Source organism: Mycobacterium sp. NGS41, from assembly GCF_059812725.1.
In genome coordinates, this window is record NZ_JCALDF010000003.1 from 75534 (window position 1) to 102319 (window position 26786).

At 64.4% G+C, this 26786-nt stretch carries 29 protein-coding genes, 1 tRNA gene and 1 pseudogene; 14 read left to right on the plus strand and 17 right to left on the minus strand.

Annotated features, from left to right (window positions below; all coding sequences use genetic code 11):
* Positions 1-149: 149 nt before the first annotated feature.
* Positions 150-842 carry a demethylmenaquinone methyltransferase gene (locus AC5Y21_RS04195; RefSeq protein ID WP_499909730.1) on the plus strand — a complete coding sequence of 231 codons (693 nt, stop codon included), beginning with the start codon at positions 150-152 and terminating at the stop codon, positions 840-842.
* A gap of 13 nt (positions 843-855) precedes the next feature.
* Here the strand turns inward: AC5Y21_RS04195 and AC5Y21_RS04200 are convergent.
* Positions 856-1185, minus strand: a pseudogene (locus AC5Y21_RS04200) (oxygenase MpaB family protein); the annotation flags it as partial.
* 59 nt (positions 1186-1244) lie between these two features.
* Between AC5Y21_RS04200 and AC5Y21_RS04205 the strand changes: the two are divergent.
* Entirely contained in the window at positions 1245-1373 is a 129-nt protein-coding gene (locus tag AC5Y21_RS04205; RefSeq protein ID WP_499909732.1) for a hypothetical protein, read from the plus strand.
* 25 nt (positions 1374-1398) lie between these two features.
* On the opposite strand, the gene AC5Y21_RS04210 is transcribed toward AC5Y21_RS04205, so the two are convergent.
* The 3 genes from AC5Y21_RS04210 to menJ form a co-directional block, all read right to left on the minus strand.
* Positions 1399-1734, minus strand: coding sequence for a DUF732 domain-containing protein (locus tag AC5Y21_RS04210; protein ID WP_499909733.1), 336 nt, complete (start codon positions 1732-1734; stop codon positions 1399-1401).
* Between the two features lie 23 nt (positions 1735-1757).
* Complete coding sequence (locus tag AC5Y21_RS04215) at positions 1758-2444, minus strand: class I SAM-dependent methyltransferase (protein ID WP_499909735.1); 687 nt, start codon at positions 2442-2444, stop codon at positions 1758-1760.
* A gap of 125 nt (positions 2445-2569) precedes the next feature.
* Positions 2570-3799 carry a menaquinone reductase MenJ gene (gene menJ, locus AC5Y21_RS04220; RefSeq protein ID WP_499909737.1) on the minus strand — a complete coding sequence of 410 codons (1230 nt, stop codon included), beginning with the start codon at positions 3797-3799 and terminating at the stop codon, positions 2570-2572.
* Between the two features lie 21 nt (positions 3800-3820).
* Between menJ and grcC1 the strand changes: the two genes are divergently transcribed.
* From grcC1 to AC5Y21_RS04240, 4 genes are all read left to right on the plus strand, one after another.
* Positions 3821-4828 (plus strand): nonaprenyl/(2E,6E)-farnesyl/geranylgeranyl diphosphat synthase, encoded by a 1008-nt coding sequence (gene grcC1 / locus AC5Y21_RS04225; RefSeq protein WP_499909739.1) that lies wholly within the window; start codon positions 3821-3823, stop codon positions 4826-4828.
* Between the two features lie 101 nt (positions 4829-4929).
* Positions 4930-5787, plus strand: a complete 858-nt coding sequence (gene htpX / locus AC5Y21_RS04230) for a zinc metalloprotease HtpX (protein WP_499909741.1) — start codon at positions 4930-4932, stop codon at positions 5785-5787.
* A 50-nt stretch (positions 5788-5837) separates the two neighbouring features.
* Positions 5838-6098, plus strand: coding sequence for a helix-turn-helix transcriptional regulator (locus AC5Y21_RS04235; protein WP_499909743.1), 261 nt, complete (start codon positions 5838-5840; stop codon positions 6096-6098).
* A 114-nt stretch (positions 6099-6212) separates the two neighbouring features.
* Positions 6213-6605 (plus strand): type II toxin-antitoxin system HicB family antitoxin, encoded by a 393-nt coding sequence (locus tag AC5Y21_RS04240; RefSeq protein WP_499909745.1) that lies wholly within the window; start codon positions 6213-6215, stop codon positions 6603-6605.
* 3 nt (positions 6606-6608) lie between these two features.
* On the opposite strand, the gene AC5Y21_RS04245 is transcribed toward AC5Y21_RS04240, so the two are convergent.
* The 3 genes from AC5Y21_RS04245 to AC5Y21_RS04255 all read right to left on the minus strand — a co-directional run bounded on the left by AC5Y21_RS04245 (position 6609) and on the right by AC5Y21_RS04255 (position 9746).
* Positions 6609-7634, minus strand: a complete 1026-nt coding sequence (locus AC5Y21_RS04245) for an NAD(P)H-dependent glycerol-3-phosphate dehydrogenase (RefSeq protein WP_499909747.1) — start codon at positions 7632-7634, stop codon at positions 6609-6611.
* Positions 7624-9114, minus strand: a complete 1491-nt coding sequence (locus AC5Y21_RS04250; RefSeq protein WP_499909749.1) for a flavin-containing monooxygenase — start codon at positions 9112-9114, stop codon at positions 7624-7626. Before AC5Y21_RS04250 ends, AC5Y21_RS04245 begins: the two co-directional genes overlap by 11 nt.
* 140 nt (positions 9115-9254) lie before the next feature.
* The gene (locus AC5Y21_RS04255) at positions 9255-9746 is read right to left on the minus strand and encodes a YajQ family cyclic di-GMP-binding protein (RefSeq protein WP_499909751.1); all 492 of its coding nucleotides are present in this window, start codon (positions 9744-9746) and stop codon (positions 9255-9257) included.
* A gap of 81 nt (positions 9747-9827) precedes the next feature.
* Between AC5Y21_RS04255 and AC5Y21_RS04260 the strand changes: the two genes are divergently transcribed.
* Positions 9828-9908, plus strand: a tRNA-Tyr gene (locus tag AC5Y21_RS04260).
* Positions 9909-10371: 463 nt separating this feature from the next.
* Here AC5Y21_RS04260 and AC5Y21_RS04265 read toward each other — a convergent pair.
* On the minus strand, positions 10372-10692 hold the full coding sequence (locus AC5Y21_RS04265; RefSeq protein ID WP_499909753.1) for a CDGP domain-containing protein: 321 nt from the start codon (positions 10690-10692) through the stop codon (positions 10372-10374).
* A 179-nt stretch (positions 10693-10871) separates the two neighbouring features.
* Here AC5Y21_RS04265 and AC5Y21_RS04270 point away from each other — a divergent pair, with 179 nt between their 5' ends.
* Positions 10872-11234: a hypothetical protein gene (locus AC5Y21_RS04270; protein ID WP_499909755.1), complete on the plus strand. Its 363-nt coding sequence runs from the start codon at positions 10872-10874 to the stop codon at positions 11232-11234.
* 187 nt (positions 11235-11421) lie between these two features.
* Positions 11422-11847, plus strand: coding sequence for a DUF2784 domain-containing protein (locus tag AC5Y21_RS04275; RefSeq protein ID WP_499909757.1), 426 nt, complete (start codon positions 11422-11424; stop codon positions 11845-11847).
* A 4-nt stretch (positions 11848-11851) separates the two neighbouring features.
* Here AC5Y21_RS04275 and AC5Y21_RS04280 read toward each other — a convergent pair whose 3' ends face one another.
* The 4 genes from AC5Y21_RS04280 to AC5Y21_RS04295 form a co-directional block, all read right to left on the minus strand.
* Positions 11852-12052, minus strand: a complete 201-nt coding sequence (locus AC5Y21_RS04280) for a hypothetical protein (protein WP_499909759.1) — start codon at positions 12050-12052, stop codon at positions 11852-11854.
* Positions 12053-12178: 126 nt separating this feature from the next.
* Positions 12179-12982 carry a mycofactocin-coupled SDR family oxidoreductase gene (locus tag AC5Y21_RS04285; protein ID WP_499909760.1) on the minus strand — a complete coding sequence of 268 codons (804 nt, stop codon included), beginning with the start codon at positions 12980-12982 and terminating at the stop codon, positions 12179-12181.
* A gap of 132 nt (positions 12983-13114) precedes the next feature.
* The gene (locus AC5Y21_RS04290; protein ID WP_499910165.1) at positions 13115-13366 is read right to left on the minus strand and encodes a DUF2510 domain-containing protein; all 252 of its coding nucleotides are present in this window, start codon (positions 13364-13366) and stop codon (positions 13115-13117) included.
* A 78-nt stretch (positions 13367-13444) separates the two neighbouring features.
* On the minus strand, positions 13445-14758 hold the full coding sequence (locus tag AC5Y21_RS04295) for a hypothetical protein (protein WP_499909761.1): 1314 nt from the start codon (positions 14756-14758) through the stop codon (positions 13445-13447).
* 129 nt (positions 14759-14887) lie between these two features.
* On the opposite strand from AC5Y21_RS04295, the gene AC5Y21_RS04300 reads away from it, so the two are divergent.
* Positions 14888-16327, plus strand: a complete 1440-nt coding sequence (locus tag AC5Y21_RS04300) for an amidase (protein WP_499909762.1) — start codon at positions 14888-14890, stop codon at positions 16325-16327.
* A 66-nt stretch (positions 16328-16393) separates the two neighbouring features.
* Here the strand turns inward: AC5Y21_RS04300 and AC5Y21_RS04305 are convergent, their stop codons facing one another.
* Together AC5Y21_RS04305 and AC5Y21_RS04310 are read right to left on the minus strand one after the other, a co-directional pair.
* A complete protein-coding gene (locus tag AC5Y21_RS04305) occupies positions 16394-18091 on the minus strand; it encodes an ATP-binding cassette domain-containing protein (protein WP_499909764.1) in 1698 nt (565 codons plus the stop codon).
* Positions 18092-18253: 162 nt separating this feature from the next.
* Positions 18254-19714: an HD domain-containing phosphohydrolase gene (locus AC5Y21_RS04310; RefSeq protein ID WP_499910167.1), complete on the minus strand. Its 1461-nt coding sequence runs from the start codon at positions 19712-19714 to the stop codon at positions 18254-18256.
* A gap of 195 nt (positions 19715-19909) precedes the next feature.
* On the opposite strand from AC5Y21_RS04310, the gene AC5Y21_RS04315 reads away from it, so the two are divergent.
* Positions 19910-20710 carry an adenylate/guanylate cyclase domain-containing protein gene (locus tag AC5Y21_RS04315; protein ID WP_499909766.1) on the plus strand — a complete coding sequence of 267 codons (801 nt, stop codon included), beginning with the start codon at positions 19910-19912 and terminating at the stop codon, positions 20708-20710.
* 96 nt (positions 20711-20806) lie between these two features.
* Positions 20807-22180: a cytochrome P450 gene (locus AC5Y21_RS04320; protein WP_499909768.1), complete on the plus strand. Its 1374-nt coding sequence runs from the start codon at positions 20807-20809 to the stop codon at positions 22178-22180.
* A gap of 18 nt (positions 22181-22198) precedes the next feature.
* Here AC5Y21_RS04320 and AC5Y21_RS04325 read toward each other — a convergent pair whose 3' ends face one another.
* The gene (locus tag AC5Y21_RS04325; RefSeq protein ID WP_499909769.1) at positions 22199-23365 is read right to left on the minus strand and encodes an FAD-binding domain; all 1167 of its coding nucleotides are present in this window, start codon (positions 23363-23365) and stop codon (positions 22199-22201) included.
* Positions 23366-23404: 39 nt separating this feature from the next.
* The gene (locus tag AC5Y21_RS04330) at positions 23405-24667 is read right to left on the minus strand and encodes a cytochrome P450 (RefSeq protein ID WP_499909771.1); all 1263 of its coding nucleotides are present in this window, start codon (positions 24665-24667) and stop codon (positions 23405-23407) included.
* A 60-nt stretch (positions 24668-24727) separates the two neighbouring features.
* Between AC5Y21_RS04330 and AC5Y21_RS04335 the strand changes: the two genes are divergently transcribed.
* Positions 24728-25276: a hypothetical protein gene (locus AC5Y21_RS04335; protein WP_499909773.1), complete on the plus strand. Its 549-nt coding sequence runs from the start codon at positions 24728-24730 to the stop codon at positions 25274-25276.
* Between the two features lie 75 nt (positions 25277-25351).
* Here the strand turns inward: AC5Y21_RS04335 and AC5Y21_RS04340 are convergent, their stop codons facing one another.
* Positions 25352-25816 (minus strand): DUF5994 family protein, encoded by a 465-nt coding sequence (locus tag AC5Y21_RS04340; RefSeq protein ID WP_499910169.1) that lies wholly within the window; start codon positions 25814-25816, stop codon positions 25352-25354.
* Between the two features lie 513 nt (positions 25817-26329).
* Between AC5Y21_RS04340 and AC5Y21_RS04345 the strand changes: the two genes are divergently transcribed.
* A complete protein-coding gene (locus AC5Y21_RS04345) occupies positions 26330-26533 on the plus strand; it encodes a cold-shock protein (RefSeq protein WP_499910170.1) in 204 nt (67 codons plus the stop codon).
* Positions 26534-26786 lie beyond the last annotated feature (253 nt).

Consider the following 26786-nt stretch of genomic DNA (forward strand, 5'->3'; position numbering starts at 1 on the left):
GGCGTTCGCTGTGAATATGGGGCGGGAACCGGCGTAGTTTTCCGCCCAGGCTGCACACGCGAAGCCCAGGATTCACACCCAGAGCTCAGGATTCACGCGCAAAGCCCCGCGCCACCGCGCTCCCGCCTGGCCAAGGTAGCGTCTGCACCGTGAGTCGCGCGGACCTGGACAAAGACCCTCGGGACGTCGCTTCGATGTTCGACGGCGTCGCCCGCCGGTATGACCTGACCAACACCGTGGTCTCGCTGGGTCAGGATCGGTACTGGCGGCGAGCCACCCGAGCCGCGTTGCCGATCGGGCCGGGGAAGAAGGTGCTGGATCTGGCCGCGGGGACCGCGGTGTCCACGGTGGAGCTGCGGAAATCGGGAGCGTGGTGTGTCGCGGCGGATTTCTCGGTCGGAATGCTCGCGGCAGGTGCGGCGCGAAGCGTGCCGAAGGTCGCCGGCGATGCCACCATGCTGCCATTCGGTGACGGCGTATTCGACGCCGTCACCATCAGCTTCGGGCTCCGCAACGTCGTCGATCACGAAAAGGCGCTGCGCGAGATGGCTCGGGTCACCCGGCCGGGCGGTCGGCTGGTGGTGTGCGAGTTCTCCACCCCGACCAACCCGGTGTTCGCGACCGCCTACAAGGAATATCTGATGCAGGCGCTGCCGCGGGTGGCCCGTGCGGTGTCGAGCAATCCCGAGGCTTACGTCTACCTGGCGGAGTCGATCAGAGCCTGGCCCGACCAGCCGACGCTGGCCCGCCAAATCTCGCGGGCCGGGTGGTCGGCGGTGCGCTGGCGCAATTTGACCGGCGGCATCGTGGCATTGCACGCCGCCTACAAGGCGCAGCGTTAGCTGCTCGAAACGCTCAAATCAGCGATTTCCCACGGCGGATTCGCCGGCGCACGTCACCGATCAGCAGGTAGCTGCCGCCGTACCGGATGAACCTGGGCAGAAACCGGTTGACGAACGATACGAACAGGAAAAGGTGTTCGTAGCGCCGACGGTCCACTTCGGTCCACTCGTAGCCCATCGCTTCGCGGAATATCGGTGCCAGTGACCCGATCGTCAGAAATCTCAGCAGCGGGCCGAACATCATCCCCAACAGCGGGTTGATCATCTTCAGGTCGACCAATGCGTTGAGATAGTCGCGAACGGCGTCGTCGATGTGAATGCGCTCGCACGCGGTGTTCCAGTAACGAAGGCGGTCGCTACGCCGCGAACGGCGTGCTGGACGCATCGGGTTACGTGGGTCGGATGGTCCAGATCGTCAAGCTGTTCCAGGCCCCGTGGTGGGCGCCCATCAAAGCGGTGGACAAAGCCCGCTACCGGAAGGGACTGCCCAATGCGCTGGACATTCTCGATACGCGCTGGCCGAACCGCTAAATGACCGGCCAGGGGTGAGACAGTCTTAGCGCCCGACCGCCTGCAAGGCGTTCACGTGTTCGGGGCAGTAGTGGTCGACAGCCGCACCCAGGAACTGGAACGCCTGGCCCTGGGTGGTGTGTAGCGGCAGGTTACGTTGGATGAACGTGGCCGACTTGTACGCGTCAGTGTCCACGCCCCTGTCCATCCGGTCACAGCTGATCTTGGCCAACCAGGCGTTGTAGTCCTGCGGGCCGTAGATGCCGTACTGGTGGAGCTGGGCGTTGAACGGGGCGTCGTAGTCGTCAGCCTGTGCCGGTGCGGCCAGCGCGATCGCAGCGGCCGCCGTGGCACCGATGGTAGCCAGCCTCATGCGCTTCATTAGCGGGACTATACACGCCAATATCAGCCCAGGTGGGCGGTTAGCAGCCATCCGCCGATGGAGCTGAAGCCGTTCGCCTCTTCGCGAATATCGAACATCGGCGGCATGCCGCCGGGCTCGGCGGAGAACTTGGAGTGCAGCCGGGCCGGCCTAATTTCGTCGATGACCCAGTACTTGGCGACCACCCCGCGCAGCTCTTCCTCGGTGACCGCGTTGATCGGACCTTCAGATACGGCCGCCTTGTCGAAGACCAGCACAAAGTAGGACGCCCCCGGCGCCGCCGCGCGGACGATCGACTGCTGGTAACCGTCGCGCAGCTCGACCGGCATGGAGTGGAACAGAGTGCTGTCCACGATGGTGTTGAACCGTCCCGCCGACCCCGCCGGGTAGGTGGTGAAATCGCTGATATCTGCCACCTGGAAGGTCGCGTTGGTCAAGCCACGCTGCTGTGCTTCGCGGCGGGCCAGCTCGATGGCGGTGGGCGACATGTCCAGGCCCACGGTGGAGTGCCCTCGTTCGGCCAGTGCCAGCGAAATAGCACCTTCCCCGCAGCCCGCATCGAGGACGTCGCCGTGAAATTTGCCCTGCTCGATCAGCGCGGCCAGTTCGGGCTGTGGTTCGCCCAGGCTCCACGGCGGTCGCACGCCCTCGCCGAGTCGCGCGGATTCGCCGCGATATGCGGTTTCGAATTCGAAGTCGAGTTCAGTCATGCATCTTCTATATCAACCAGCCTGATATATGTCAACTGCCTTGATACCGGCGAGCAGACGTAAAATCGCCCAAAAATGGCCGTTCTGAGGCGATTTTGCGTCTGCTCGGGATCCCTCTCGCCGGCTCAGCTGAAGGGTGGTCGGCGGTCGATCAGCCGTGACGCCCGGCCGCCGCTCCGCCACACTCGGGCCACCCAGTCGGCGTCGTCGTCGGTGACCAGGTTGGCCATCACCCGCACGGCGATCGTCATCAGCCTGGTGGAGCGCATCGCGATGGGACCGGTCGCGGGCAGGAACCGCTGGAAGGTCAGCAACAACGCCAGCCTGCGGGCCACCGAGAATCCCCGGGCGTAGTGGTGCTGCAGCAGCGACGGCCAGACTTGCGACAGGTCGCGCGAGCCCAGCAGCTCGACGGCCAGCCGCCCGGTCTCCAGGCCGTAGTCGATGCCCTCGCCGTTGAGGGGGTTGACGCAGGCGGCCGCGTCGCCGATCAACATCCAGTTCGGCCCCGCCACTCCGGACACCGCGCCGCCCATCGGCAGCAGCGCCGACGACACCGCCCGCGGCTGGCCGGTGAAACCCCACTCTTGGCGGCGCAGGTCGGTGTAATAGGAGATCAGCGGCCGCAGCGCCAGGTCGGCTTGTCGTTTGGTCGTCGACAGCGCTCCGACGCCGATGTTCACCTCGCCGTTGCCCAGCGGAAAAATCCAGCCGTAGCCAGGCAGCACCGCGCCGTCAGGGGAGCGCAGCTCCAGATGTGAGGTCAGCCAGGGCTCGTCGCCGCGCGGGGTGGCCAGGTAGCCGCGCGCCGCGACGCCGTAGACCGTCTCCTGGTGCCATCGCCGGCCCAGCTTTCGGCCCAGCGAAGACCGGGCGCCGTCGGCGACGATCAACTGCCGACAACCCACCTCAGTACCGTCAGCCAAGGTCAGCGAGACGACCCGCCGCGACGAGTCATGGTGCACCGCGACCGCCTTGGTCCCCAGCAGCATGCGCGCGCCGGAATCCTCGGCGACCTTGCGGATCCGGTCGTCCAGTTCCACGCGGGCCACCGCGCTGCTGTACGACGGGAACGACGGGCCGGGCCATTCGACGTCCAGCTCGCCGCCGAATCCGCTCATTCGCAAGCCGCGATGCCGGATGCGGCCATTCAGCCAGTCGCCCAGGCCCAGCAGTTCCAGCTCGGCGACCGCACGCGGGGTCAGCCCGTCACCGCAGGCCTTGTCCCGAGGGAAGCTGGCCGAGTCGATGACCAGCACGTCGCTGCCCGCCCGCGCGGCCCAGGCGGCGGCCGCCGAGCCGGCCGGTCCGGCGCCCACGACCACCAGGTCGGCTCTGGTCGCTGCCCTCTCCATGTCACCAGTATGTTTGGTCGGGTGAGGACTCCGGCGACGGTGGTGGCAGGCGTTGACTTCGGCGATGCCGTTTTCGCCGCGACTGTCCGCGACGCGGTGGCGCGGATCGAGGAGCTCATGGACACCGAGCTGCGCAGCGCCGACGAGGTAATGATCGATTCGCTGCTGCACCTGTTCAAGGCCGGCGGCAAACGGTTCCGGCCGTTGTTCACCGTGCTGGCTGCGCAGACCGGGCCTAATCCGGAGGCGTGGGAGGTGACGCTCGCCGGCGCGGTCATCGAGATGATCCACCTGGCCACGCTGTACCACGACGACGTGATGGACGAGGCGGAGGTCCGCCGGGGCACGCCGACCGCGAACGTGCGGTGGGGCAACAACGTCGCCATTCTGGCCGGCGATTACCTGCTGGCCACGGCATCGCGGCTGGTATCGCGGCTGGGGCCCGAAGCGGTGCGGATCGTCGCCGACACCTTCGCTCAGCTGGTGACCGGGCAGATGCGGGAGACCCGCGGGGTGGCCGAAGGGGTCGATTCGGTCGAGCACTATCTGAAGGTGGTGTACGAGAAGACGGCCTGCCTGATCGCCGCGGCCGGCAAATTCGGGGGCATGTTCTCCAGCGCCGACGACGAACAGGTTGAACGGCTGAGCCGGCTTGGCGGCTTTGTGGGCACCGCGTTTCAGATCTCCGACGACATCATCGACATCGACAGCGACTCCCACGAGTCCGGGAAGTTGCCCGGCACCGATGTCCGCGAAGGGGTGCATACCCTGCCGATGCTCTATGCGCTGGCCGAAACCGGGCCCGACGGCGAGCGGCTGCGTTCGCTGCTGTCCGGGCCAGTCGACGATGACGCGGAGGTTCTCGAGGCGCTGACCTTGTTGCGGGCGTCGCCGGGCATGGCCAAGGCCAAAGAGGAGCTGGCTCGATATGCGGCGAAGGCGCGCCATGAGCTGGACCTGCTGCCGGACGTCCCCGGCCGGCACGCGCTGGAAGCGCTGGTTGACTACACGGTCAATCGGCACGGCTAACGGGCCGGTTGCCTGACATCGCGGAACCTAGCGGGTCATCTCGGGCGTTGGATTAGCTGAAGACCGCAAAATCCCAGGTGTTCGTAGGAGGACACGCAAAGATGACCTGGCATCCCCATGCCAACAGGGCGAAGACCTTTGCCCTGCTGGTCGGTATGTCCGCGTTGATCGTCTTGGTCGGCTCGCTGTTCGGCAGAACGGCCATGTGGCTGGCAGTGCTGTTCGCGATCGGCTGCAACGCCTACACCTATTTCAACAGCGACAAGCTGGCGCTGCGGGCGATGCACGCGCAGCCGGTTTCCGAGCTGCAGGCGCCGGTGATGTATCGCATCGTGCGTGAGTTGGCTACCAGTGCACACCAGCCGATGCCCCGGCTGTACATCAGCGATACCAATGCGCCCAACGCGTTCGCCACGGGACGCAACCCGCGCAACGCCGCGGTGTGCTGCACCACCGGCATCCTGCAGATCCTCGACGAGCGCGAGCTGCGCGCCGTGCTGGGCCACGAGCTGTCGCACGTCTACAACCGCGACATCCTCATTTCCTGCGTCGCCGGAGCCATGGCTTCGGTGATCACAGCGTTGTCCTACATAGCGATGTTCTTCGGCGGCAACGACCGTGACGATGGCGACAATCCCTTTGCCCTGCTGGTGGTCTCGTTGTTAGGTCCCATCGCGGCGATGGTGGTGCGGATGGCGGTGTCGCGATCGCGGGAGTATCAGGCCGACGAGTCGGGTGCCGTGCTGACCGGCGATCCGCTGGCCTTGGCGTCGGCGCTGCGCAAGATCTCCGGTGGCGTGCAGCTGGCCCCCCTGCCGCCCGAGCCGCAGCTGGCCAGCCAGGCGCACCTGATGATCGCCAACCCATTCCGTGCCGGCGAGCGGATCGGGTCGCTGTTCTCCACGCACCCGCCGATCGAAGACCGCATCCGCCGCCTGGAGGCGATGGCGCGCGGGTAGCCCGGTGTCCCTGCGGGCTTTACATTGGAATTAATATTCGGCGGCAACTTATGAGAGCTGTGATTCCAATGGCGGAAATTGAATCGATGGATATCCATGAGGCCGGACTGTCATTGGACCTGTCGGATCTGGTGTTCGAGACGCGTGTCGGTGCGGATATGACCCAGGCCGAGCTGGCGACTGCACTCGGCACGAGCCAGGACGTGGTGGCCGCCTGGGAGAGTGGGGCTGAGGCGCCGCGCGTCGACGAGCTGGCGCGGCTGGCCCACGTGTGCGGCAAGCGGTTGCACATCAGCATCGACGTCGACTGAACGTTTGCCAATTCTGCGGGCCGCCTGAGCCGAGCGCTGGCGGAACAATGCACCGCTGCTAAAACTTGATATCGCCGGTGCTATCGGTTTGCGACCGATTGGTCCCGCCGTCGTGTGACTGGCGGGGTCAATGGTGAACGTGTTACCGCACCAAGCGTGAACCAATACACCTACCGCGTGGAATGGTCGCCTGAGCGCCAAGAATACGTGGGCGTCTGTCTCGAGTTCCGGTCGCTGTCGCACTATGGGCCCAGCGTGCGCGCGGCGATTGCCGGCATCGAGCAGGCGGTCGACGAATACGTCGATGACTTGAAGACCGAGGGCGGGGCGCCGCCCGTACCGCTGGCCGAACGTAACTACAACGGCACGTTTGTCGTGCGCACATCATCTCCATTGCATGCTCGCCTCGTACCCGAAGCCGTCGAGCAAGGTGTTTCGATGAATCAGTGGATCGTGCATAAGCTCGCGGAGCGTCCAATCGGTCACGGGCCGTTCGGTTTCGATTAACTACTAGAACCCCGCGCCGTGCACCTCGTGACCGGGGGTTTCGGCGATCAGGCCGCGATAGGCTTGCTCAACCGTCGAGCCGTGGTTGATCACGGCGTCCACTTCGCGCGCAATCGGCATGTTCAGCCCGAACTCGTCGGCGAACTCCATCACCACGCTGGCGGCTTTGACGCCCTCGGCTACCTGATTCATCGAGGCGATGATCTCGTCGATCGGCTTGCCCGCACCGAGTTGCTCGCCTACGTGGCGGTTGCGGCTGCGCTGGCTGGTGCAGGTGACGATGAGGTCGCCCAGACCGGCAAGCCCGGGGAAGGTTTCGGCGTTCCCACCCGTCGCAACGCCCAACTTCGTCATCTCGCGCAGCGAGCGGGCGATTATCAGTGCGCGGGTGTTTTCGCCGATGCCCATCGCGTAACCCATCCCGACGGAGATGGCGAAGACGTTCTTGAGCGCGCCGGCCATCTCGACGCCGACGACGTCGTCGGTGGTGTACACCCGAAATCGCCGGGTCCGGAACAACCCCGACAGCCGGGTCGCCAAATGCTGATCGGGCATCGCCAGTACCGCTGCGGCCGCATAGCCCTCAGCCACCTCGCGGGCGATGTTGGGCCCGGCCAGGATGCCCGCCGGATGGCCGGGCAGCACTTCCTCGACGATCTGCGACATCCGCATGTTGGTGCCCTGCTCGAGCCCTTTGACCAGTGACACCACCGGCACCCAGGGCCGCAATTCTTTGCCCAGCTCGGTGAGCACGCCGCGGAAGCCATGTGAGGGCACGCCCATCACGACGACGTCGGCGGAGTTGGCGGCCTCGGCGAAGTCGGTGGTGGCGCGCAGGGTGTCGCTCAACTGGACGTCGTTACCCAGATACCGGGAGTTGTGGTGGTTTTCGTTGATGTCCTTGGCAGTGGCCTCGGAACGTACCCACTGCAGCGTCGGTCCGCGGCGCGCACAGATTGACGCCACCGTGGTTCCCCAGGAACCGCCACCAAGGACAACGACTTTGGGTTCGCGTTTCTCAGCTGCCATGGAGCTCAGCGTATTGCCGAACGCTGCCGAACACCATCGCCTCCTCGATGCGGTCGAATTTGTAGTCGATGGCATCGGCGAAGTAGTTCTGCCGCACATTCCACGGCCGCTTGGTGCCGGACTTCGGCAGCGCATGCAGCGCCCGCTTCACATAGTTCGCCTGGATATCCCACGATGGCTTTTCGGACATCTGCTGATCGCCAAGGTGTGGATAGGCGTGCGTGTAGCCGTGAGATTCCATATGCGCCAGCAGCTTTGCCGTCGCCCGCGCGGTAATGTCGGCGCGCAGCGTCCAGGATGCGTTCGTATAGCCCACACACCAGAACAGGTTGGGCACGTCTTCGAGCATGTGGGCCTTATAGACGAAGCGGTCCCGGGGATTGATCTCCGCCCCGTCCAGGCTGACCGTGGCGCCGCCAAGGGCTTGGAGATGCAGGCCCGTCGCGGTGACGATGATGTCGGCATCCAGGTGGTCACCGGATTGCAGCGCGATACCGGTGGCGTCGAAGTGGTCGATCTGATCGGTGATCACATTGGCGCGGCCTGTGCCGATGGTCGTGTACAGGTCGGCGTCGGGGATCAGGCACATCCGCTGGTCCCACGGGTTGTACCGCGGCTTGAAGTGCCTGTCGACGTCGAAGCCGTCGGGCAGGTTTTTGACCGCCACGCGTCGCAGCAGCCACTTCACGAAACCCGGCGTCTTGCGGGACAAGAACCAGATGAAGGCTTCGGTCAACGCGGCCCACACTCGAATAACCAAGTGAGATGCCTTGGGGGGCAACAATTTACGCGCGACAGCCGCAACTCGGCTGTATTTGGACGCCGAGATCATGTAGGTCGGCGAGCGCTGCAGCATGGTCACCTTTTCGCCTCGCTCCGCCAGCGACGGGATCAGCGTGACCGCGGTGGCTCCGCTGCCGATCACCACGATCTTCTTGCCGGCGTAGTCCAAGTCCTCGGGCCAGTGCTGCGGATGTACGACGGTGCCGCCGAACTGCTCGATGCCGGGAAAGTCCGGGGTGTAGCCCTCGTCGTAGTTGTAGTAGCCGCTGCCGAAGAAGACGAACCGGCTGCGGTATTGCTTCTGGACGCCATTTTGTTCAAGCGTCACCGTCCAGGTGTCGGTGGAGGAATCCCAGTCCGCCGAGCGGACGTAGCTGTCGAACTGGATGTGGCTGTCGATGCCGTGTTTGCGCGCGGTGGCGGTCAGGTACTCGCGGATGTGGTCGCCGTCAGCGACGCCTTCCTTGCGGGGCCATGGCTCGTAGGGAAACGACAGCGTGAAAATGCTGCTGTCGGAGCGCACCCCCGGGTACCGGAACAAATCCCAGGTGCCGCCGATCTGCCCGCGCCGTTCCAGGATGGTGTAGGTCAGTTGCGGGTTGCGCTCGATGATCCGATAGGCCGCGCCGATGCCGGAGATGCCGGCGCCGACGATGACGACGTCGAAGTAATCGGGTTCCTGAGGAGTCAGGGTCATTGCAAACCTCACTTCGATACTCGGATCGTTACCAGACTAGGCACCCACCGGTTGGTCGGGCCACCGCCTGTTGGTCGCCGAGCGTGACGTGGCTGCGAAAATGAGCGGGCGGATTCGCAGCCCGGTTACGCTCGTCGTCGCTACCGGTAATTCACGAACTGCAGCGCCACGTCCAGGTCCGCCTTTTTCAGCATCGCGATGACGGCCTGCAGGTCGTCGCGCTTCTTGCTGGTGACTCGAACCTCGTCGCCCTGGATCTGTGTCTTGACGGTCTTGGGGCCGTCGTCGCGGATGAGCTTGGTGATCTTCTTGGCGTTCTCGCTGCTGATGCCCTGTTTTAGGGTGCCGGTGACCTTGTAGGTCTTGCCGGATGCCTGCGGTTCGCCGGCGTCGAAGGCCTTCAGCGAGATGTCCCGGCGGATCAGCTTTTCCTTGAAGACGTCGACGGCGGCCTTGACGCGCTCCTCGGTGGACGAGGTCAGTTCGACGGCCTCGTCGCCCTTCCACGCGATCTTGGTGTCGGTGCCGCGGAAGTCAAAGCGGGTGGCCAGCTCTTTAGCGGCCTGGTTGAGCGCGTTGTCGACTTCTTGCCGATCGATCTTGCTGACGATGTCGAACGATGAGTCCGCCATTGATGCTTCCCTCCTTCAGGGCCTTGATTCGGGTGACGCCCGTTTGTGCTCTGTCTACCCGCTCGTTGTAACCTGCTAGGCGGCAGGTTGCCCGAGCGGCCAATGGGAGCGGACTGTAAATCCGTCGCGAAAGCTTCACAGGTTCGAATCCTGTACCTGCCACCGCCAGGTCAGCGTCAGGCATGCCGAGCAGCCTAGGCTAATCGCGTCACACCAGTTTGCTTCGTTTCGGTCGTTATAGCTGGATGCTTATGAGCATGCGTTTCGCTTGCCTCGCTGCGTTTGTCCGCGTAGCCATCGCCGTTCTGGTCATTTCCCCGGCCGTGCTGATGGGGGCGTCGTCTGCTCACGCTGACAGTGGCATCGAGGGGTTACGCACGTTGCGTCGGAACGGACCCCCCGCCGCCGGGGGTGAGTCCAGAGAACTGGTTTCACAGCGTTCATGTGATCGAGACGGATTTCGATTCTGCTGTGCCCCCCGGCCCAAATTGCTCAGAGATTAGTGGGTATGGGAGTCAAGCCGGACGATGCCGTTCGCCGAGTGCAGTGTTTCTGGCCTACGAACCACGTTGACGCCACTTCTCCGCCGCAGCCTTCGACTTGTAGCCCTGGCCCAAGCCGAAGCTCAGTCGTCGATGTGTGTCGGCGGGTCAGCGAAGCCGAGATCCGAAGGGTACTGGCCAGGACCCATCAAATCGCAGCGCCTCTCAGGCATTAGGTAGGAACTGGCGCCGTTAGGCACCAAGGTGGTAAATGCCACGCAACGTTGCCAGGTGCCGTCAGGCTGGACGGGTCCGTCGCACTTGCTGAGACCGGGTCCTCCGTACAGGCATCCTGCGTTGGCCGGCGGCGCCGCGGCGATCAGTCCTCCGGACAGCAGTACGACGCCCAGGCTGGCAATGAAGGCGGCTCTGCGCAGCGGCAACGTGATCTTGAATGCAGTCATTGCGTCTCCCTTGGAATACTGCACTTCGATCATCGCATCGCAGCGAGGCTGACATACGTTCTTCGGTGCGAAAGCCCAGGACCAGGACCAGTTGCGGAATCGTCCGCAAGCAAACCGCAAGCCGCTGCGGCGATAGTGCAAGTTGGGATCGGTGGCCAACGCAGCAAAGGACCACGACAGTGGCACACGACCGCATCATGCAGAAGGTGATCGCCGGAGCGCTGATCGGCGGCGGGCTGGCTCTGGCCGGATTTGGGCCGACTACGGGAACTGCCCAAGCGGACAAGGGCTACGGAACGTGGTGCCCCGGCGAGCCGTTGCCCGTGCCGTACAAGTACCAGCAGTTCCCTGACGGCTCGATGAGGCTGGTCGCCACGCTGCCACCTGACCTGGACTGGGATATGAACGTCTGCCACGACTGGCATCGTCGATGGATCGACAACGGCAACGGTGCGCACACCTCGGATACCGTCGAGGGAAGCATTCCTCGGATGAACTGCGGTCCGGGCTGGTGCCCGGTGCCACCGGGAGCCGGTACGTAATGCGGGCGGCCGTTCGCTGAGGAAGCCGCTGCTGCGCGTTGACCGGCAGCGCTGCCGCGCCAAACTGGGCTTACCCTTAACAAATCGGAGGAAGGCTCGCACTCTGGGTGCTCACGTCCGCCACTCGAGCTGGAAATATGTTGTCACACAGAAACTTTGATCAGGAAATGACTTAGGCGGCACGCTCGTGTATCTCGCCGTAGTGGTTGCGACCGTCGTGGTGCATCTCGCCTTCCTCGCCTATTTGGTGGTCGGCGGGTTCCTCGCGTTGCGGTGGCGTTGGACGATCATCTGTCATGCAGTCGCTGTCGCCTGGGCGTTCCTGAGCGTGACGCTGGACTTCGACTGTCCCCTGACGTGGCTAGAGCGATGGGCCAGGACGCACGCCGGCATGGCGCCGCTGCCGCCGCAAGGTTTTATCGCGCACTACATAAGCGGAGTGATTTATCCAGCCGACTGGTCAGACGCGGTCGATGCGACCGCGTTCGTGGTCGTCGCTGTGTCGTGGATCGTGTTCGGGCGACAGGTGCGTCGCAGGTCGGCCGTGAGCCGCGGGGTGAACGATGAGCGTTGTGAGAGAGCCGGTGCGCGTAACGACAGTGCGAAACGGTGAAGTACTAGCCCGCCAGGAGCGTAGGTCGGTAGCAGAACCCCGGCCGCGCCCGCCGCCTTGTGCCGTCATCCTCGGCTAGATCGGTGGCGATTTCTTCTAGGCACGTCAGCAGATCGGCGGGGATATCATCCACGCCGTAGAACGACACCTTGTGGATCAGCTCTTCTAGCTGGTCGGTGCAGATCGACTCACTCATACTCATCATGAGATTGATCATGAGGCAGGCGACTTTGAGGATCCTTTGAGCTGATCTATCCGGGGCCAAAGAATCTGCTGAGAATTCGCTAAGTAAAAACGCCTGCGATACCGGAGCTCGACCGTGTTCGCACCGTCAATGGATGCGGGCGCTACCGCCGAGGCCGACCTCTAACACGCTGCCGGTGATGACCCCGGGGTCGGTGACCAGGTAAACAACCCCGCGGCTGACGTCTTCGGGTTGCAGCCACGGCAGGGGTATCGGGTTGGCTTTCATCATGCGGCGCACCAAGTCGTCGGGCACGTCGTCGCCTCCCGACGGCTGCACCATCGGTGTCTGCGTCGTGGTGGGACAGATGACGTTGACCGTTATGCCCTCTTTGGCGACCTCCAGGGCGACGGACTTGGCCAGCCCGATGATTCCCCACTTGGTGGCGTTGTACGCCGCGAGGTCTGGGATGCCCATCCGGCCGCCCATCGACGATGTCACGACGATCCTGCCGAAACGTTGCCGCCGCATCACCGGAATGACCGCCCGCAGGGTGTGAAACACGCCGGTCAGGTTGGTGTCGACCAGCTGCCGCCAAACCTGGTCGCTGACCTCCTCCAGCGGCCCGGTGCTGACGATGCCGGCGTTGGCCACCACGATGTCGAGGCTGCCCATGTCCTTGACCGTCTGCTCGAGGGCGGCGCCAACCTGAGCGGAGTCCCGCACGTCGAGGGTTATCGGCAAGCAGCGCCGGCCCAGTTCCTCGACCAGCTTCGTCGTCTCTCGGAGGTCGTCCTCGGTGCCTAGCGGATAAGTCAGATCCGTCATCGGGCCGGGCGCATCGGCTACGACGATGTCCGCCCCTTCGGCCGCCAGTGCCAACGCGTGTGCGCGGCCTTGCCCGCGAGCGCCACCGGTGATCAAGGCGACGCGTCCATCCAAGGCACCCATAAACGGCTACGTTAGCAGCCAGGCTTGGGGAGACTGGCAGGACACCTTAGTGACTTCCTATTAGCGAAACCAGTTGCGGCGGAAGCTATTTAGGTGTCCAGATTGCAGTGGCGCGGTCGTCATCGAGGGGCGTTACTCCCGACGTCGTGTCTGCGATGTCCAGTTCTGACCGTCGAAGTAACGCATCAGTGACGAATCGTTTTGGTCCGGATACCAGCCAGGCGTGGCACCGGTTTGCGGCCAGGAGCCGGCCGAATCCCGCCCAAACCGCGAACTGCGCTGCCTTCGTCTCGCCAGGTAAAGCGTGACCACCACGACGAGGATGAGGAGAAGCGAACTCCACCAACTGAAATTGCCGTGGCTATGGCTGTGCCACCTCGCCATCAGTATCAGGTCACCTCCGTGGCTCGAAATCGCACCCAGCAAAATCGGCAGGGCAAAGGCCGTCAATCGCCGTCGTGCCTAGGTCCATGGGCCCGGGTAGTGGCCGTCCTCGTCTTGGACCAGCACGATTTCCCGGCATTCGCCGCCTGTGGGTGTCTCACCGCGGCACACCAGCGTCCACCCCGATATCCGTCCGAAAGGCCGGACGGACCAGGTCGACGCGACCGCGTTAGCGGCGGGCAGACCGAGCACTGAAAGCGTCCCCCCGGCGTACGTGACATAGAGATGGTCACCGAAGAGGGCCAATTTGGAAATCGACAATTTACCGGCTTCGTCTCTGCTCTTCAGCAAATCCCACTGCTGCGTGCGCAGATTCCACACCCCGAAGCCGAACTGCGACTTATCCGAGCCGCGGCCGTCGACGAATAACCTCCCGTCTGACAACGTGACCGCCAGTCCGCTGCCCGAAATCCGGTCGGTATCGCCGAACTTGACGATGGATCTGGTGTTCAAGTCCCAAAATATCGTCGAGATGACCGAAGGATTAGCGGGATCTTGCCGCGAAATCTTCACCAGCTTGACCGGCCCGTCGGACAGCTCGGCCTCGACGGCCGTTATGTCGTTGTCCTGATATACGGCTTCGCCTGTCGGTAGCCGCAGCTCCGCTCCCGACGTCTTGCCCGGCATCGTATTCCGTTGAAACGCCAGAATATCCTGCCAAACTCGGCCAGGCTGCGGGTCATTCCATCCCATCGAAAGATCGTTGTTGGACACCACAACGGTCCGGGGCGGCGACGCAGCGCCTTTGCCATCGGTGAAGGCGTTGATCCATGCCACACCGGATAGGGTCGCACCCAGCCGCCATTCTTTTGGTGCAGTCAATTTGAGGTCGGGTGCCGGCGGTTGCAGCTCTTTCGTCGCCAACGGGTGGTCCGATTTGAGGTCGAACAGGTACGCCGTGGTCTTGGTGCTGTCGGGGGTTGCCGCAACAGTCGTGGCGATATAGACGACCTTCATGTCGTCGACCGCGTTCGACAGCGCACACATGGCACCGGTGACATTCTCGCCGGGCGGCACCGTGGGGATGGCTGGCGTTGCGAATTGCCCGGTTTTGATATCGAAGATTTTGGGGCGAATATCTTCGAGCGCTGATTTGCCGGACGAGAATCCCTCGGGACAGCCGAAGTAGACCGTACCGCCGTAGCTTTTCCAGTCTTTCGCCAATGGGCTTGTTGCGGGAGCCGGCGCGGCGACCGGACGGGCGGCGGTTGTCGAAACCGAAGTGCCGGGTGTTTCGGCAGGCGGGGACACCGTCTTCGAAGTCGAGCAGGCTGCGGATAGGGCGACGGCTAAACAGAACGCCGCCACCACGGCGATTCTGCGTGTCGACATACCAAGCCGTTTATTCACACTTATCAGCGATCCCCCGCAAAGTCCTGTGCACAAGGAGCCTAAAGCCGTTCACTGACCACGGCGACTCGGGCGGCAACCAGCATTCTGCGTCGTGATAGACCAAGAGCCATGAGTGGGCTTGCCGAAGAGACACGCTGGATGGACGCCACGGATCAGGCGGCGCTGGTGGCCACGGGCCAGGTGACGCCCGGCGAGTTGCTGGAGGCGGCGATCGAACGGATCGAGCAGTCGAACCCGTCATTGAACGCCGTGGTCATCGAGTGGTTCGACCACGCCCGCTCGATCGCAGCCGATCCTCACCTGCCCGACGGCCCGTTCCGCGGCGTCCCCTTCCTGCTCAAAGACCTCTACACAAGCTTCGCCGGCCAGACCCTTTCGAACGGCAACATCGCGCTGAAAGAGGCGGGCAAGATCGACACCGCCGACACCACGCTGGTGGCCCGGTTCAAGACCGCCGGGCTGGTGATCGCCGGGCGGACGAACAGCCCCGAGATGGGCAGCCTGCCGACCACTCAGCCGTTGGCCTGGGGACCGACCCGCAACCCGTGGGCGCTGGACCGCACGCCAGGCGGGTCAAGTGGCGGCGCCGCCGCGGCGGTGGCAGCAGGGATGGTGCCATTCGCCAACGCGTCGGACGGGGGCGGCAGCATCCGCATCCCCGCGTCCTGCTGCGGGCTGGTGGGGCTCAAGCCGAGCCAAGGACGGATCACGGTAGGGCCGGCGCGTGCCGAAGTGGGGTTGGGGGTCGAACTGTGTGTCAGCCGCACGGTGCGCGACACGGCGGGCCTGCTCGACGCGGTACGTGGTCCGGGCATCGGCGACAGCGTGATCGCCCCGCCGCCGCAACGGCCTTACCGCGACGAGGTCGGCGCCGATCCCGGCCGGTTGCGCATCGGGCTGCTCGACATCCATCCGCGCGGCGACTTCCTGCATCAGGACTGCGTCTCTGCGGTGCGCGCCGCGGCGTCAATGCTGGAGGGCCTCGGGCACATCGTCGAGCCGGCTTGGCCGCAGTCCCTGGCAGATACGACGCTGAAGCAGAAGTTCATGGCGCTGTGGACTACGCAGATGGCGATGGCGGCGCGCGGGTTCAGCGAGACGCTGGGCCGGGAGGTGACCGCCGACGACATCGAGCCGGTGAACTGGGCGCTCATCGAGCGGGCGCAGGAGGTGAGCGCCATCGACTATGCCGTGGCCCAGGCCGCGGTCTATAACTTCCGGCGTGCGCTGCAGCAGTGGTGGGCCGACGGCTGGGACCTGCTGCTGACACCCACGGTCGCCGAACCTCCTTTGCCGCTCACTGAATTCGAGAACAATCCCGAGCATCCGACGGCGCCGATGCGCCGCGGTGGCGAGTTCGCCGCGTTCACACCCCCGTTCAACATGAGCGGCCAGCCGGCGATCAGCCTCCCTGTGTATCGCAATGGCGAAGGCCTGCCCATCGGCGTCCAGCTCGCTGCGGCCTATGGCCGCGAAGATGTTCTCATTCGCGTTGCCGCACAATTGGAATCGGCCCATCCCTGGCCGTTCTCAGACCGAGCTGTCTGACGGCGAACAGACGCAAAAGCACCCCAAAATCGTTGATTTTGGGGGCTTTTGCGTCTGCTCGCGCAGCTAGCGGGAGGACCGGCGGTCCAGTACCCAGGCCGTGGCCAGCGTCAGCACCACGGCGAACACGGCGAGGGCGGTCAGACTGACGCCGGCGCCACCGTGAAAGGTTTCGCGATAGGCCGACATGGCCGGCACTGTCGCCGTGTAGCGGCCGAGATCGAGTTGGCGGCCCAATGCGTCGAACGCGTGGCGGTTCGACAGGACGACGCTCATCAACCTTCCCGGGGCGGCCATTTGATCAACCGGAACTATGGCGCCACCAAACAGGACCTGGGGGAAGCACAGCATCGGCAGGGCGAGTGCGGCCTGCGCCGCATTGGAGACCGCGGCCGACGCGAGCAGGCCAAGGGCCAGTGCCGAGGTCGCCTCGATCACGATCGTCGCGAAAAGGCTTGCGTACACATCCCATCCGGCGTCGGGAAGTCGACCGAGCAGCCGTAGCACACCGAGTAGCACCGCGCTCACAGCGGCCAGCACCGGAAGTAGCGCCGTGATCTTAGATGCCACATATGCGCCCACACTGAGTCCCGCCAAACGCTCGCGCCGGAAAACCGCCATCTCTCCGACGATTTGGAGCAGACCGTAGGTAAGGCCGAAGAAGAAGCCGGCGAACGCGATCCAGAACACGATCTGAGCCGGGCCGACATCGGCCGGGCTGTGCGGATCGAATGCACCGCGCTTGAACAGTGTGGCCATCATCACCGTCACCAGCACCGGCGAGCCGAGTAGCACCGCCAGCGTCAGCCGGTTACGGATCAGGACATCGACATTGCGTCGAGACAGCAGCCACCACTGCCGAACTGCGCTCACCCGCATGGCATCCGACCGCCAAGCAGGTATATGCGACTGAGCCACAACGGATTTCGGAAGCGCATCGCTGTCGGTGAAACGCTTCGCCCAGAAATGCGGGTGTTCACCCGCCAGCCGGCCATAGACCTCGTTGAGATCCTGCACGCCGAAGTAATGCCGGGCTTCGGTTGGGCTACCGGTGAAGGTCAGGTGGCCGTCGCGGGCCAGGAATACCACCCGATCGCATTGGTCAATGGCGGCCGGCTCGTGTGTGGTGAGGACGACCGTGACCCCGCGTTGGCTCAGCCTGCGCAGCATACGCATGACGTCGGACGCAGTCGACGGATCGAGACCGGAAGTAGGTTCGTCGAGGAAGAAAAGGTGCGGGTGGGTCAATAGCTCCACCGCGATGCTGGCCCGCTTGCGCTGGCCGCCGGAAAGCGCACGGACGGGCACGTCGGCCCGGTCAGCCAGATCAAGGTCACGCATCGTTTCTTCGACTGTGCGATCCGCCTCGGCCGCTGACGTGCCTGCGGGCAGCCGCAGCCGCGCCGCGTAGCGCAGCGTGCGTCGCAGCGGCATCTCGAGGTGGATGATGTCGTCTTGGGGCACATAGCCGATGCGGGACTCGCTGTTGACTCGCGCACCGCATCGGATGCCGTCGTGCCGAACCTCGCCCGCCGACGGTGGCGACAGGCCCGCGAGGATCTCCAGCAAGGTGGTCTTGCCCGCGCCGCTGCCGCCGGCGATGGCGACCAACTCGCCCGGTTCGACGGACAGCGACATGTTGTGCAGGATCTGGCGGCCGCCGACATGTCGGGTCACGTTGATCGCATCGACCCGGGCGCCGCGCGTGCTGGGCCGGCTGGGTGTTGGATCGCATAACGACTGGGATTGAGCGTGCTTGGTCATGGCGTGATCATCGATCGCCTGAGTGGTGGTCGCATGAGGCGTTTGCCTCAACTTGACGGGGGTGAGCAGACGCAAAAGCCCCCGAAAACCACTGGTCTTAGGGACTTTTGCGTCTGCTCGCGCAACTTACGCAACTTACGCAGCTCACGCAGCTCACGCGACTCACGCCAGACCGCGATCGATCGCCGCGAGGGTCGCCTGCGTGCGGTTGTTGACACCCAGCTTGGTGTAGACACGCTCGACGTGGTTGCGCGCCGTCTTCTCCGCGATGACCAACTCAGCAGCGATCTCGCGGTTGGACCGGCCCTGCGCTACCAGCCGCAGCACCTCGACTTCCCGCGAGGTCAGTCCCGCCGACCAAGGCGTTCGTCGCGACGCCCGATGCCCGGCCGCCGTCAACACGGCATCCACCGCCTGGGCGTCGAGTCGCCCGGCGCGTGCCTCTTGGCGCAATTGACTCGCGGCCTCACCGCCGTCGAGGGCCGGCCGATCCGGACTCGGCTCGAGCAGCTGCTGATACGCCACCGCCGCGGCCAGCAACCGGTCCGGCATGCTCAACTCCGCACCGGCGAGCCCTCGGGGAAAGCCGGACCCGTCGACCCGTTCCTCATGCTGGGTCGCCAGCGACGCCACCGTGCCCAGACCGCCGACCCGGCTCAATATCCGCCCGGTCAGGTACGGATACATCCGCAGCCGCTCCCACTCCGCGGTGGTGAGTGGCCCTTTCTTTTCCCAGATCTGGTTCGACACCCCCAACTTGCCGAGACCGTGCACCAGGCCGGCGCGGTAGAGGCGCGTGACATCAGCCGGCGGCATCCCCAGTTGGCGGCCCGCGGCGGCTGCCAGGTCTCCGACACCGCGCGAATAGCCTGGCGAGCAGGGGCACTTCAGGTCCACGAAATCGGCAATGGCCCTTAATAACTCATCGATCTCATCGTCATCGAGAATACGATCGCGGTCCGGCGCCTGCGCCAATACCGCAGCCCAGACATCGATTTCGAGCAGCCCGTCGACAATCGCGGCGGCGTCGCGCTCGAACACTTCGGCCACGGCCGGACTGAACTGCGTGCCCCGCCGGGAGCGGACGACGTCGACGGCCGCCTCGACGCCTCCGGTACGAAGATGCACCTCGACGACATCGGCGAGGTGAACGATGTGGATCTCGACCGGAATGCCCTCTCCGCGAGCACCGTTCGGCATCCCCCGGCCGTCCCAGCGCTCGAAGATATACGACAGCGCCTCCCCGACCTGACGGTCCAGACCCATCCGATCGGAAAGCACTCCGGCAGAACTGCAATGCGAATGGATCAGCTTGGCAACCTGATTTCGCGCCGTGAGCACAAAAGCGGCCGAGCGGATACCGCGCTCCCAGCCCGGCAATCCACGACCGACATGACTAACCATCAGACGCAGAAACGGCAGCCCGGTCATGTCCACCGTGTACGTGTCGGCCCGGTAGGCGATGTCATCGCCGAAGAGCGCCGAAAGCTCGTGTGAATCGGCGTGACAACCGATCCAACCCAGCAAATTGGCGTAGTACACCGTGGCCTGCTGCTGCGCGTCGAGTTCCATCAGTTCGGCGATACGCGTCGCGATCAGTGCTGACCGGAGCATGTGTTCCATCGGCTGGCCCAGACCGAGGTCGATCGCCAGCGATATCGCGGCCAGCAACTCGGCTCTGCGCAGGCCTTTCGACGAGCGGGGCAGCGTCTGAGTAGTGGGCACGATGTAATTCTGGCCTGAACAAGTCGTCGATTGCGCAGTTTTTGAGGCGGATGCCCCATGCGCCTGGACGGCGGACGGCGCAACTATTTCCTCATGACTGCTGCAAACATGCCGCGCGAGGTTCCGCGGCAACCGTGGGACAAGCTGTTGACCGAAGGTCACGGCTCTTTGGTGAGGGCGCGACGGGTGTTCCGCTATCTGCCCTCGGCGCCGCGATGCAAGGTGTGTAACAACCCATTTGGCGGGCTGGCCGGACGGGTCTTCGCCGCCGCCGGGTTCAGCCCGTCACGCAAGAACCCCAACCTGTGCAGTCGATGCTGCGATTCGCTGCCCCCGGGTGGGGCGGAGGTGGACGTCGCCGTCCTGTTCGCCGACGTGCGCGGCTCTACTGCCTTGGGACAGCGCGGCGTTGCCGCGGACTTCGCGGCGCTGCTCAACCGGTTCTACATCGCTGCGACGAGAACCCTGCTGCGACATGACGCGGTGATCGACAAGCTCATCGGCGACGAGATCATGGCGTTCTTTGTTCAGGGCATCAGCGGTCCGCAGTACCGTCGCCGCGCGGTCTTGGCAGGGATGGAGCTGCTGGAAGCGGTGGGGTATGGCAGCGACGAGGGCCCCTGGCTCGAGTTGGGCGTGGCGGTCAATGCGGGCGTCGCGTATGTCGGCAACGTCGGCGGTGCGGTCGTCGACTTCACCGCTCTCGGCGACGCGGTCAACGTCTCGGCGCGGATGCAACAGCACGCCGCGGGCGGTGAATTGCTGGTTGCCGCAGGAGTGGCCGACGAGCTGATGGGGAAGACGCTGCAGCGCCGCCTGACCCTACGCGGCCATAGTCGGCCCGTCGACTCGTTCGTCGTCGACATTCCGGCGGGCCAGGTATGCGCGAGTTGACACCTGCGACAGCGAAAGATGTTGACGTACTGCGCGTTTGGGACATGCTAACGACGTGGCAGCGTACCGCTGACACCAGTCGTAGAATCGGTGTCAATGGGCGAAACTGTACCGACCGCACTGCCTCCCGGACCTCGACTTCCCGGCTGGGTGCAGGCGGCACTGATGTTGCGCCGTGGACCACCTTTTGTGGACGCCTGCCAGCGACGCTACGGCAGTGTTTTCACCCTGCGGATCGCGTCCATCGGCACCCTGGTGTATCTGACTGATCCGGCGGACATCAAGACGGTGTTTGCCGGCGATCCCGGCGTGTTCCACGCCGGCGAAGCCAACACCATGCTGGGGGCGTTACTCGGCGATACTTCGTTGCTGGTGATCGACGACGATATTCATCGGGACCGCCGCCGCCTGATGCTGCCACCATTCCATCGCGACGCCGTGGCACGCCAAACCGAGCTGATGGCCGAGATCGCCGCGGCGAACATCGCCGGGTGGCCGGTCGGTGAGCGGTTCGCGGTGGCTCCGAAGATGTCTGAAATCACCCTTGAGGTGATCCTGAGGACCGTCATCGGCGCGACCGACCCCGCCCGGCTGGCCGCGCTGCGCGACATCATGCCGCGGCTGCTCAAAGTTGGCCTGTGGGAGACGCTGGGACTGGCCCGTCCGGAAATGCTGCGTCGCCGCCCCTGGCGGGCGCTACGGGGGCGCATCGCAGCGGCCGACGAACTGCTCTACGCCGAGATCGCCGACCGTCGCGCCGATCATGACCTTGCCGCACGCACCGACACGCTGGCCATGCTGGTACGCGCCGACGACCACGACGGACGCGCGATGAGCGACCGCGAACTGCGTGATCAACTGATGACGTTGCTGGTGGCAGGCCACGACACCACGGCCACTGCACTGTCGTGGGCGCTGGAACGTCTCACCCGCAACCCGGCCACCCTGGCCAAGGCCGTGCGGGCGGCGGAGGCCAGCGCGGCCGGCGATCCAGCCGGCGACGAGTATCTCGACGCTGTTGCGAAAGAGACGCTGCGGATTCGGCCGGTGGTGTTCGACGTGGGCCGGGTGCTGACCGAGCCCGTCGACGTTGCCGGCTACCGGCTCCCGGCCCGGGCGATGGTGGTGCCGGCAATGGGGCTGGTGCACGCGAGCGCCGCCCTATACCCCGATCCGGGCCGGTTCGACCCCGATCGAATGCTCGGCGCCACCCTGAGCCCGACCACCTGGCTGCCGTTCGGCGGAGGCCACCGCCGCTGCCTGGGTGCGACGTTCGCCATGGTCGAGATGCGGGTCGTGCTGCGTGAGATCTTGCGTCGGGCCGACCTGAGCACCACCACTGCCGCCGACGAAAAACAGCGGCTCAAGCACGTCATTCTGGTGCCGCACCGCGGCGCTCGTATCAGCGTTCGCGCGATCAGGGACGTCCGCGTGGCGTCGCAGCCGATGACCCATTCGCCGGCGCAGTAGTTACCCGTCCTAAAAGCCCTATATGCGGTAGTCGGGTAAATCGAAGTCATCGCCTATGCTGCCCGCGAAAAGCGTTGTGAGCGGCCAGAAGTTCATCGCGCGCATCGCCACGTCGCGGAACCACAGGCCGAGCCGGGTTCGTGTGGCGAAATACGGAATGTACTTGGCCGCATTCGTTTGCTTGGTCCGGATGAAGGGATGCAGGCGCTCTTCATAGGCGTCGAATGCGCGGCGGTAGTCGTCTCCGGCGCTCGCGAGTTCGCCCGCCAGCACGTACGCCTCGGTGATAGCCAGACCGGTGCCTTCACCACCGAGCAGCGAGATGCACCCGGCCGCGTCGCCGACCAGCACTACCCGACCGCGCGACCAATGCTCCATGCGGATCTGGCTGACGACGTCGAAGTAGAGATCGTCGACGTCGTCGAGTGCTGCCAGAATGTCCGGGCATTCCCAGCCTGCGTCGCGAAACTGGTTGTGCAGCTGCTCCTTCGGCGTCATTCCTGCGCTTTCATGCTGGTCGCGGAAGATGAACAAGAACATTGTGCGACCGCCGCGCAGCGCGAAACGCCCCACCTGTCGGCCGGGAACGTTGTAGGTGACATATACCAACTCGTCGCGCGGCCGGTAACCGTCGACCACGAAAGCCGCGACCTTGCAGCCAAGGTAGTGCTCGAAGTTGCGCTCTGGGCCGAAGACGATGCGACGCACGTTGGAGTGCAGACCGTCGGCGCCGATCGCCAAATCGAAATCGCGCGGCGGGCACTTTTCGAAGGTCAGACGCACGCCGTCATCGTGCTCGTCGACGGCGGCGATGCTGTCGCCGAAGATCGTTTCGACCTTGTTTTCGATGGTGGCGTACATCTCGGCGGCCAATTCGCCGCGCGGCAGGCTGGTGAAGTCATCGCCGAAAATGCGGCGAAAGACGGCGACGTTCAGGTCCGCTTTGACCTTCCCGCCGGACCCGACGGAGCGGAGGCGTTCGATCTGATATCCGGCTTCGCGGACCGGACCCTCGATGCCCATCCGTTTGGCCACTTGGTAACCGACGCCCCAGAAGTCGATGACGTAGCCGCCGGTGCGGAATTCAGGTGCCTGCTCGATCAGCGTCGGGGTGTGGCCGGTGCGGTGCAGCCAGTGGGCCAGCGCAGCTCCGGCAACACCGGCGCCGCTGATTGCTATTCGCATACGTCGATTCTGCCGGGGCGAGACCGAGTCTGCAGTTACCTACAGCTTGGAGGTGGCCGTTGCGGCCTCGGATCCGTAGTCGACCTGCCAGTGTTTGATGCCGGTGATGAACGAGGACCGCAGCCGTTCGGGAGCTCCGAGCGGGGCCAGATCGGGTATCTCGTCGGCGATCGCGTTGAACATCAGGTCGCCGGTCATGCGCGCCAAGTTGGCGCCGATGCAGTAATGCGCTCCGGTGCCGCCGAATCCAACATGCGGATTGGGGCTGCGCAAGATGTTGAAGGTGAACGGGTCCTCGAAGACCTCTTCGTCGAAGTTGGCCGAGCGGTAAAACATCACCACCCGCTGGCCTTTGTTGATCCGCACTCCGCCGAGCTCGGTGTCCGCCAGAGCCGTGCGCTGGAACGCCGTAATCGGGGTGGCCCAGCGGATGATCTCGTCGGCCGCGGTCTTCGGTCGCTGCGCTTTGAACAGCTCCCACTGATCCGGGTAGTCGGTGAAGGCCATCATGCCCTGGGTGATCGAGTTACGGCTCGTCTCGTTGCCCGCGATGGCCAGCGTGACCACGAACATGCCGAATTCGGCTTCCGAGAGTTGGCCGTCGGCGTCGGCGTGCATCAGGGTGGTGACAATATCCTCGCCGGGAGTGGGATCTTCGGCTCTGCGGGCCGCCAATTGCATGGCATACCACATCATTTCGCCCGCCGACGTCAGTGAGTCGTGGTCGGCGAATTCTGGATCGTCGCTGCCGATCATCTGGTTGGACCAGGCGAACAGCTTTTCACGCTCATCCGCCGGCACGCCGAGCAGTCCGGCGATCGCCTGCAGCGGCAATTCGCAGGCGACCTGGCGGACAAAGTCGCCCGATCCCTCGGCTGCGGCTTGTCTGGCGATCCTCCGGGCGCGTTCGGCAAGGTCGGCGCGTAGCCGCTCGACGGCGCGGGGCGTGAAGCCGCGCGCGACGATTTTGCGCAGCCGGCTGTGTTCGGGATCGTCCATCATGATCATCGACGCCCGCCCGGCCGCAATCTGGCCCTGCGCCTGATCTTCCCGATAGCGCGGCACGATCGACTTCTCGGCCGACGAGAAGACGTCGCTACGCAGCGAGACCTCACGCACGTCGCGGAGCTTGCTCACCACCCAGTAGCCGCCGTCGCCGAACCCGCCTTGATCCAGCGGCTGCTCATTCCACCAGACCGGGGCCGTAGCGCGCAGCTCCGCGAACTCCTGGACCGGCAACCGCTGGGCATAGATGTCGGGGTCGGTGAAGTCGAACCTCGGCGGCAGGTTCGGGGGAGCCATACAGGGATGGTAGATCCGCGGGCCTCGACTCCAGCTACGAATTGACGCAACAATCGCACCATGCTCCTGATTCCGGCGTGGGTATGGCGAGGCGGTCCGGTGTCCCGGGCGATATGCGTCGGTGTTCCGGTCGGTATCTTTCTTGCCGCATTGGTATTCGCGGAGTCCGGAGTATTGCTCGGCGCGCTGGTCGCGTTCGTGGTGATCAGCGTATTCACCGGAATCACGGTGGCGCGGCGGATGAGCAAGGCATGGCCGGCGGCCGACGAACTCAGCCCGGCCGAGCGTGTCGCGGTGAGTGCCGCGGTCCGGGGTGGCCTTCGCATCGACGAACCCCGTTTGGCCCCAGCGGCGGTCGCTTACGTCGGTGCGCTGCGCGCAGCCCGCGACCAATCCCGCCGCCTCCGATGGCTGGTATGGCTCTGCGGTGCAGCGGTTTTGGTTCTCGCGGTGATCGACACCTGGACCGCGTCCACCCGGCTCGCTGCGGTGTCGTGGGTCTTCGTCGTCTTCTTCGCAGTCGAAATCTTCTGGTGGCCGCGGATACAGGATCGTCTGCTCGCCAATGCCGAGCGCACCGAGCAGTCAGCCTGCCGCTGGACTGGCTAGCGCCAGACCCTCCGCGAATCGCAGCTTGTCAGAAGCGGTGAAAACGTTGCGCTGCTTGGTAGCGAACGATTACGACTAAACCTTTGGTGCCATGGCGCTAAGATCCAACTCCGGCAGGCGTCGCGCGCACCGTGCACCTTCGGCCGCTGCCGAGCGCACAATTTGGTCGGCAGTGAGGAAAGGTTCATTAATCTGTTCTGCGGCAGTAATGTGCCTACCGGCGGCTCGACGCAAGAGCATTACAGCCAAGGGGGCCGACGTCCGGCTGGGAATCACAATGAGCGTTGCCCGCGCTTTTGCGCCGTCGATGGTCATAATGCGTTGGCTGACCGGTCGACACGGACGCACCATTAACGGACAAGACAGCGCGTCCAGATCAGGCGAACCGGCCAAGGATGACCAGTTGAGGCTGATATCGAGGAGCCGACCCAATCGTGGAAACAGGGATTCGGTCAGCTCCGGAAGCTCGGCGCCCAACGACGCCGTGTGCGGCCACCATGCTCCGTCAAGATCGGCGCCCAGTTCGAACGCTAGAGTCATCCTGACGGGGCTGGCCAAACGTCGACCGCGCACCGTGTTGTTCACTGTGTGTCCGCCGTCGGGTCCAGCGCAGTCGGGGTCGCACGAAAATCAAAGTAAGACAAAGGCTTTGAGCAGAACACCATCAGACGAACCGATCTCGTCCACAGTAGTGAGCGCGTGATTCCTTGAAATCCATGACAATTCCTTCACTCGTTCGACCCGGCACATGATTCCGGGAATCGAGAAACGGATCGGACGCAGGTGAAGCTCTCGGCCTGAGAATTACCGTTGGTTACGACGCGGTTCACCATCGATGTTACACCCGCGAGGGCTAGGGGTGCAGCGAAACAATGAAGTTCGGCGGCCGTCATTTTGCGGACATCACTGGTGAGTGGACCGAAAAACCGCCTCGTCAAAGCGGATTGCGCTGAGCAGCACCCGACGCTCGCGATGACGTTAGGCCTCGAATCTCGTGCTAGGCTCGCTCCGGGATGTTTGATACATCCTTTCAGAATGAGAGAAGTTGAAGGTATGGCACAGGGAATTGTGAAGTGGTTTAACAGCGAAAAGGGCTTTGGGTTCATCGCTCCTGATGACGGCGCAGAAGATCTGTTCGTTCACTACAGTGAAATCCAGGGGAGCGGTTTCCGATCACTCGATGAAAACCAACGGGTTCAATTCGCCGTTGGCCAAGGGACTAAGGGTCCTCAGGCGGTCGGCGTGACCCCCGTCTAGCGACCTCACTGTCGAATGTGGGCTGGCAGGCAGCGTCCTGCCAGCCCACACTGCGTTCGGCGCAGCGAGCTTCATTTACGGCCGCCAATGCGTAACGACGAGAGTATGCTCGGGGAACCGGGACTAACTAGGCCCCGTAGGTAAGGGGTCGGTGATGTCCGAGAATTCCCCGCGACAAGCTCTGAGCAAGAAGTCCAGTCAGACGCTCAAACAGAAACGTGCGACTATGCGCGCCCAATCCGAGGCCGCAACG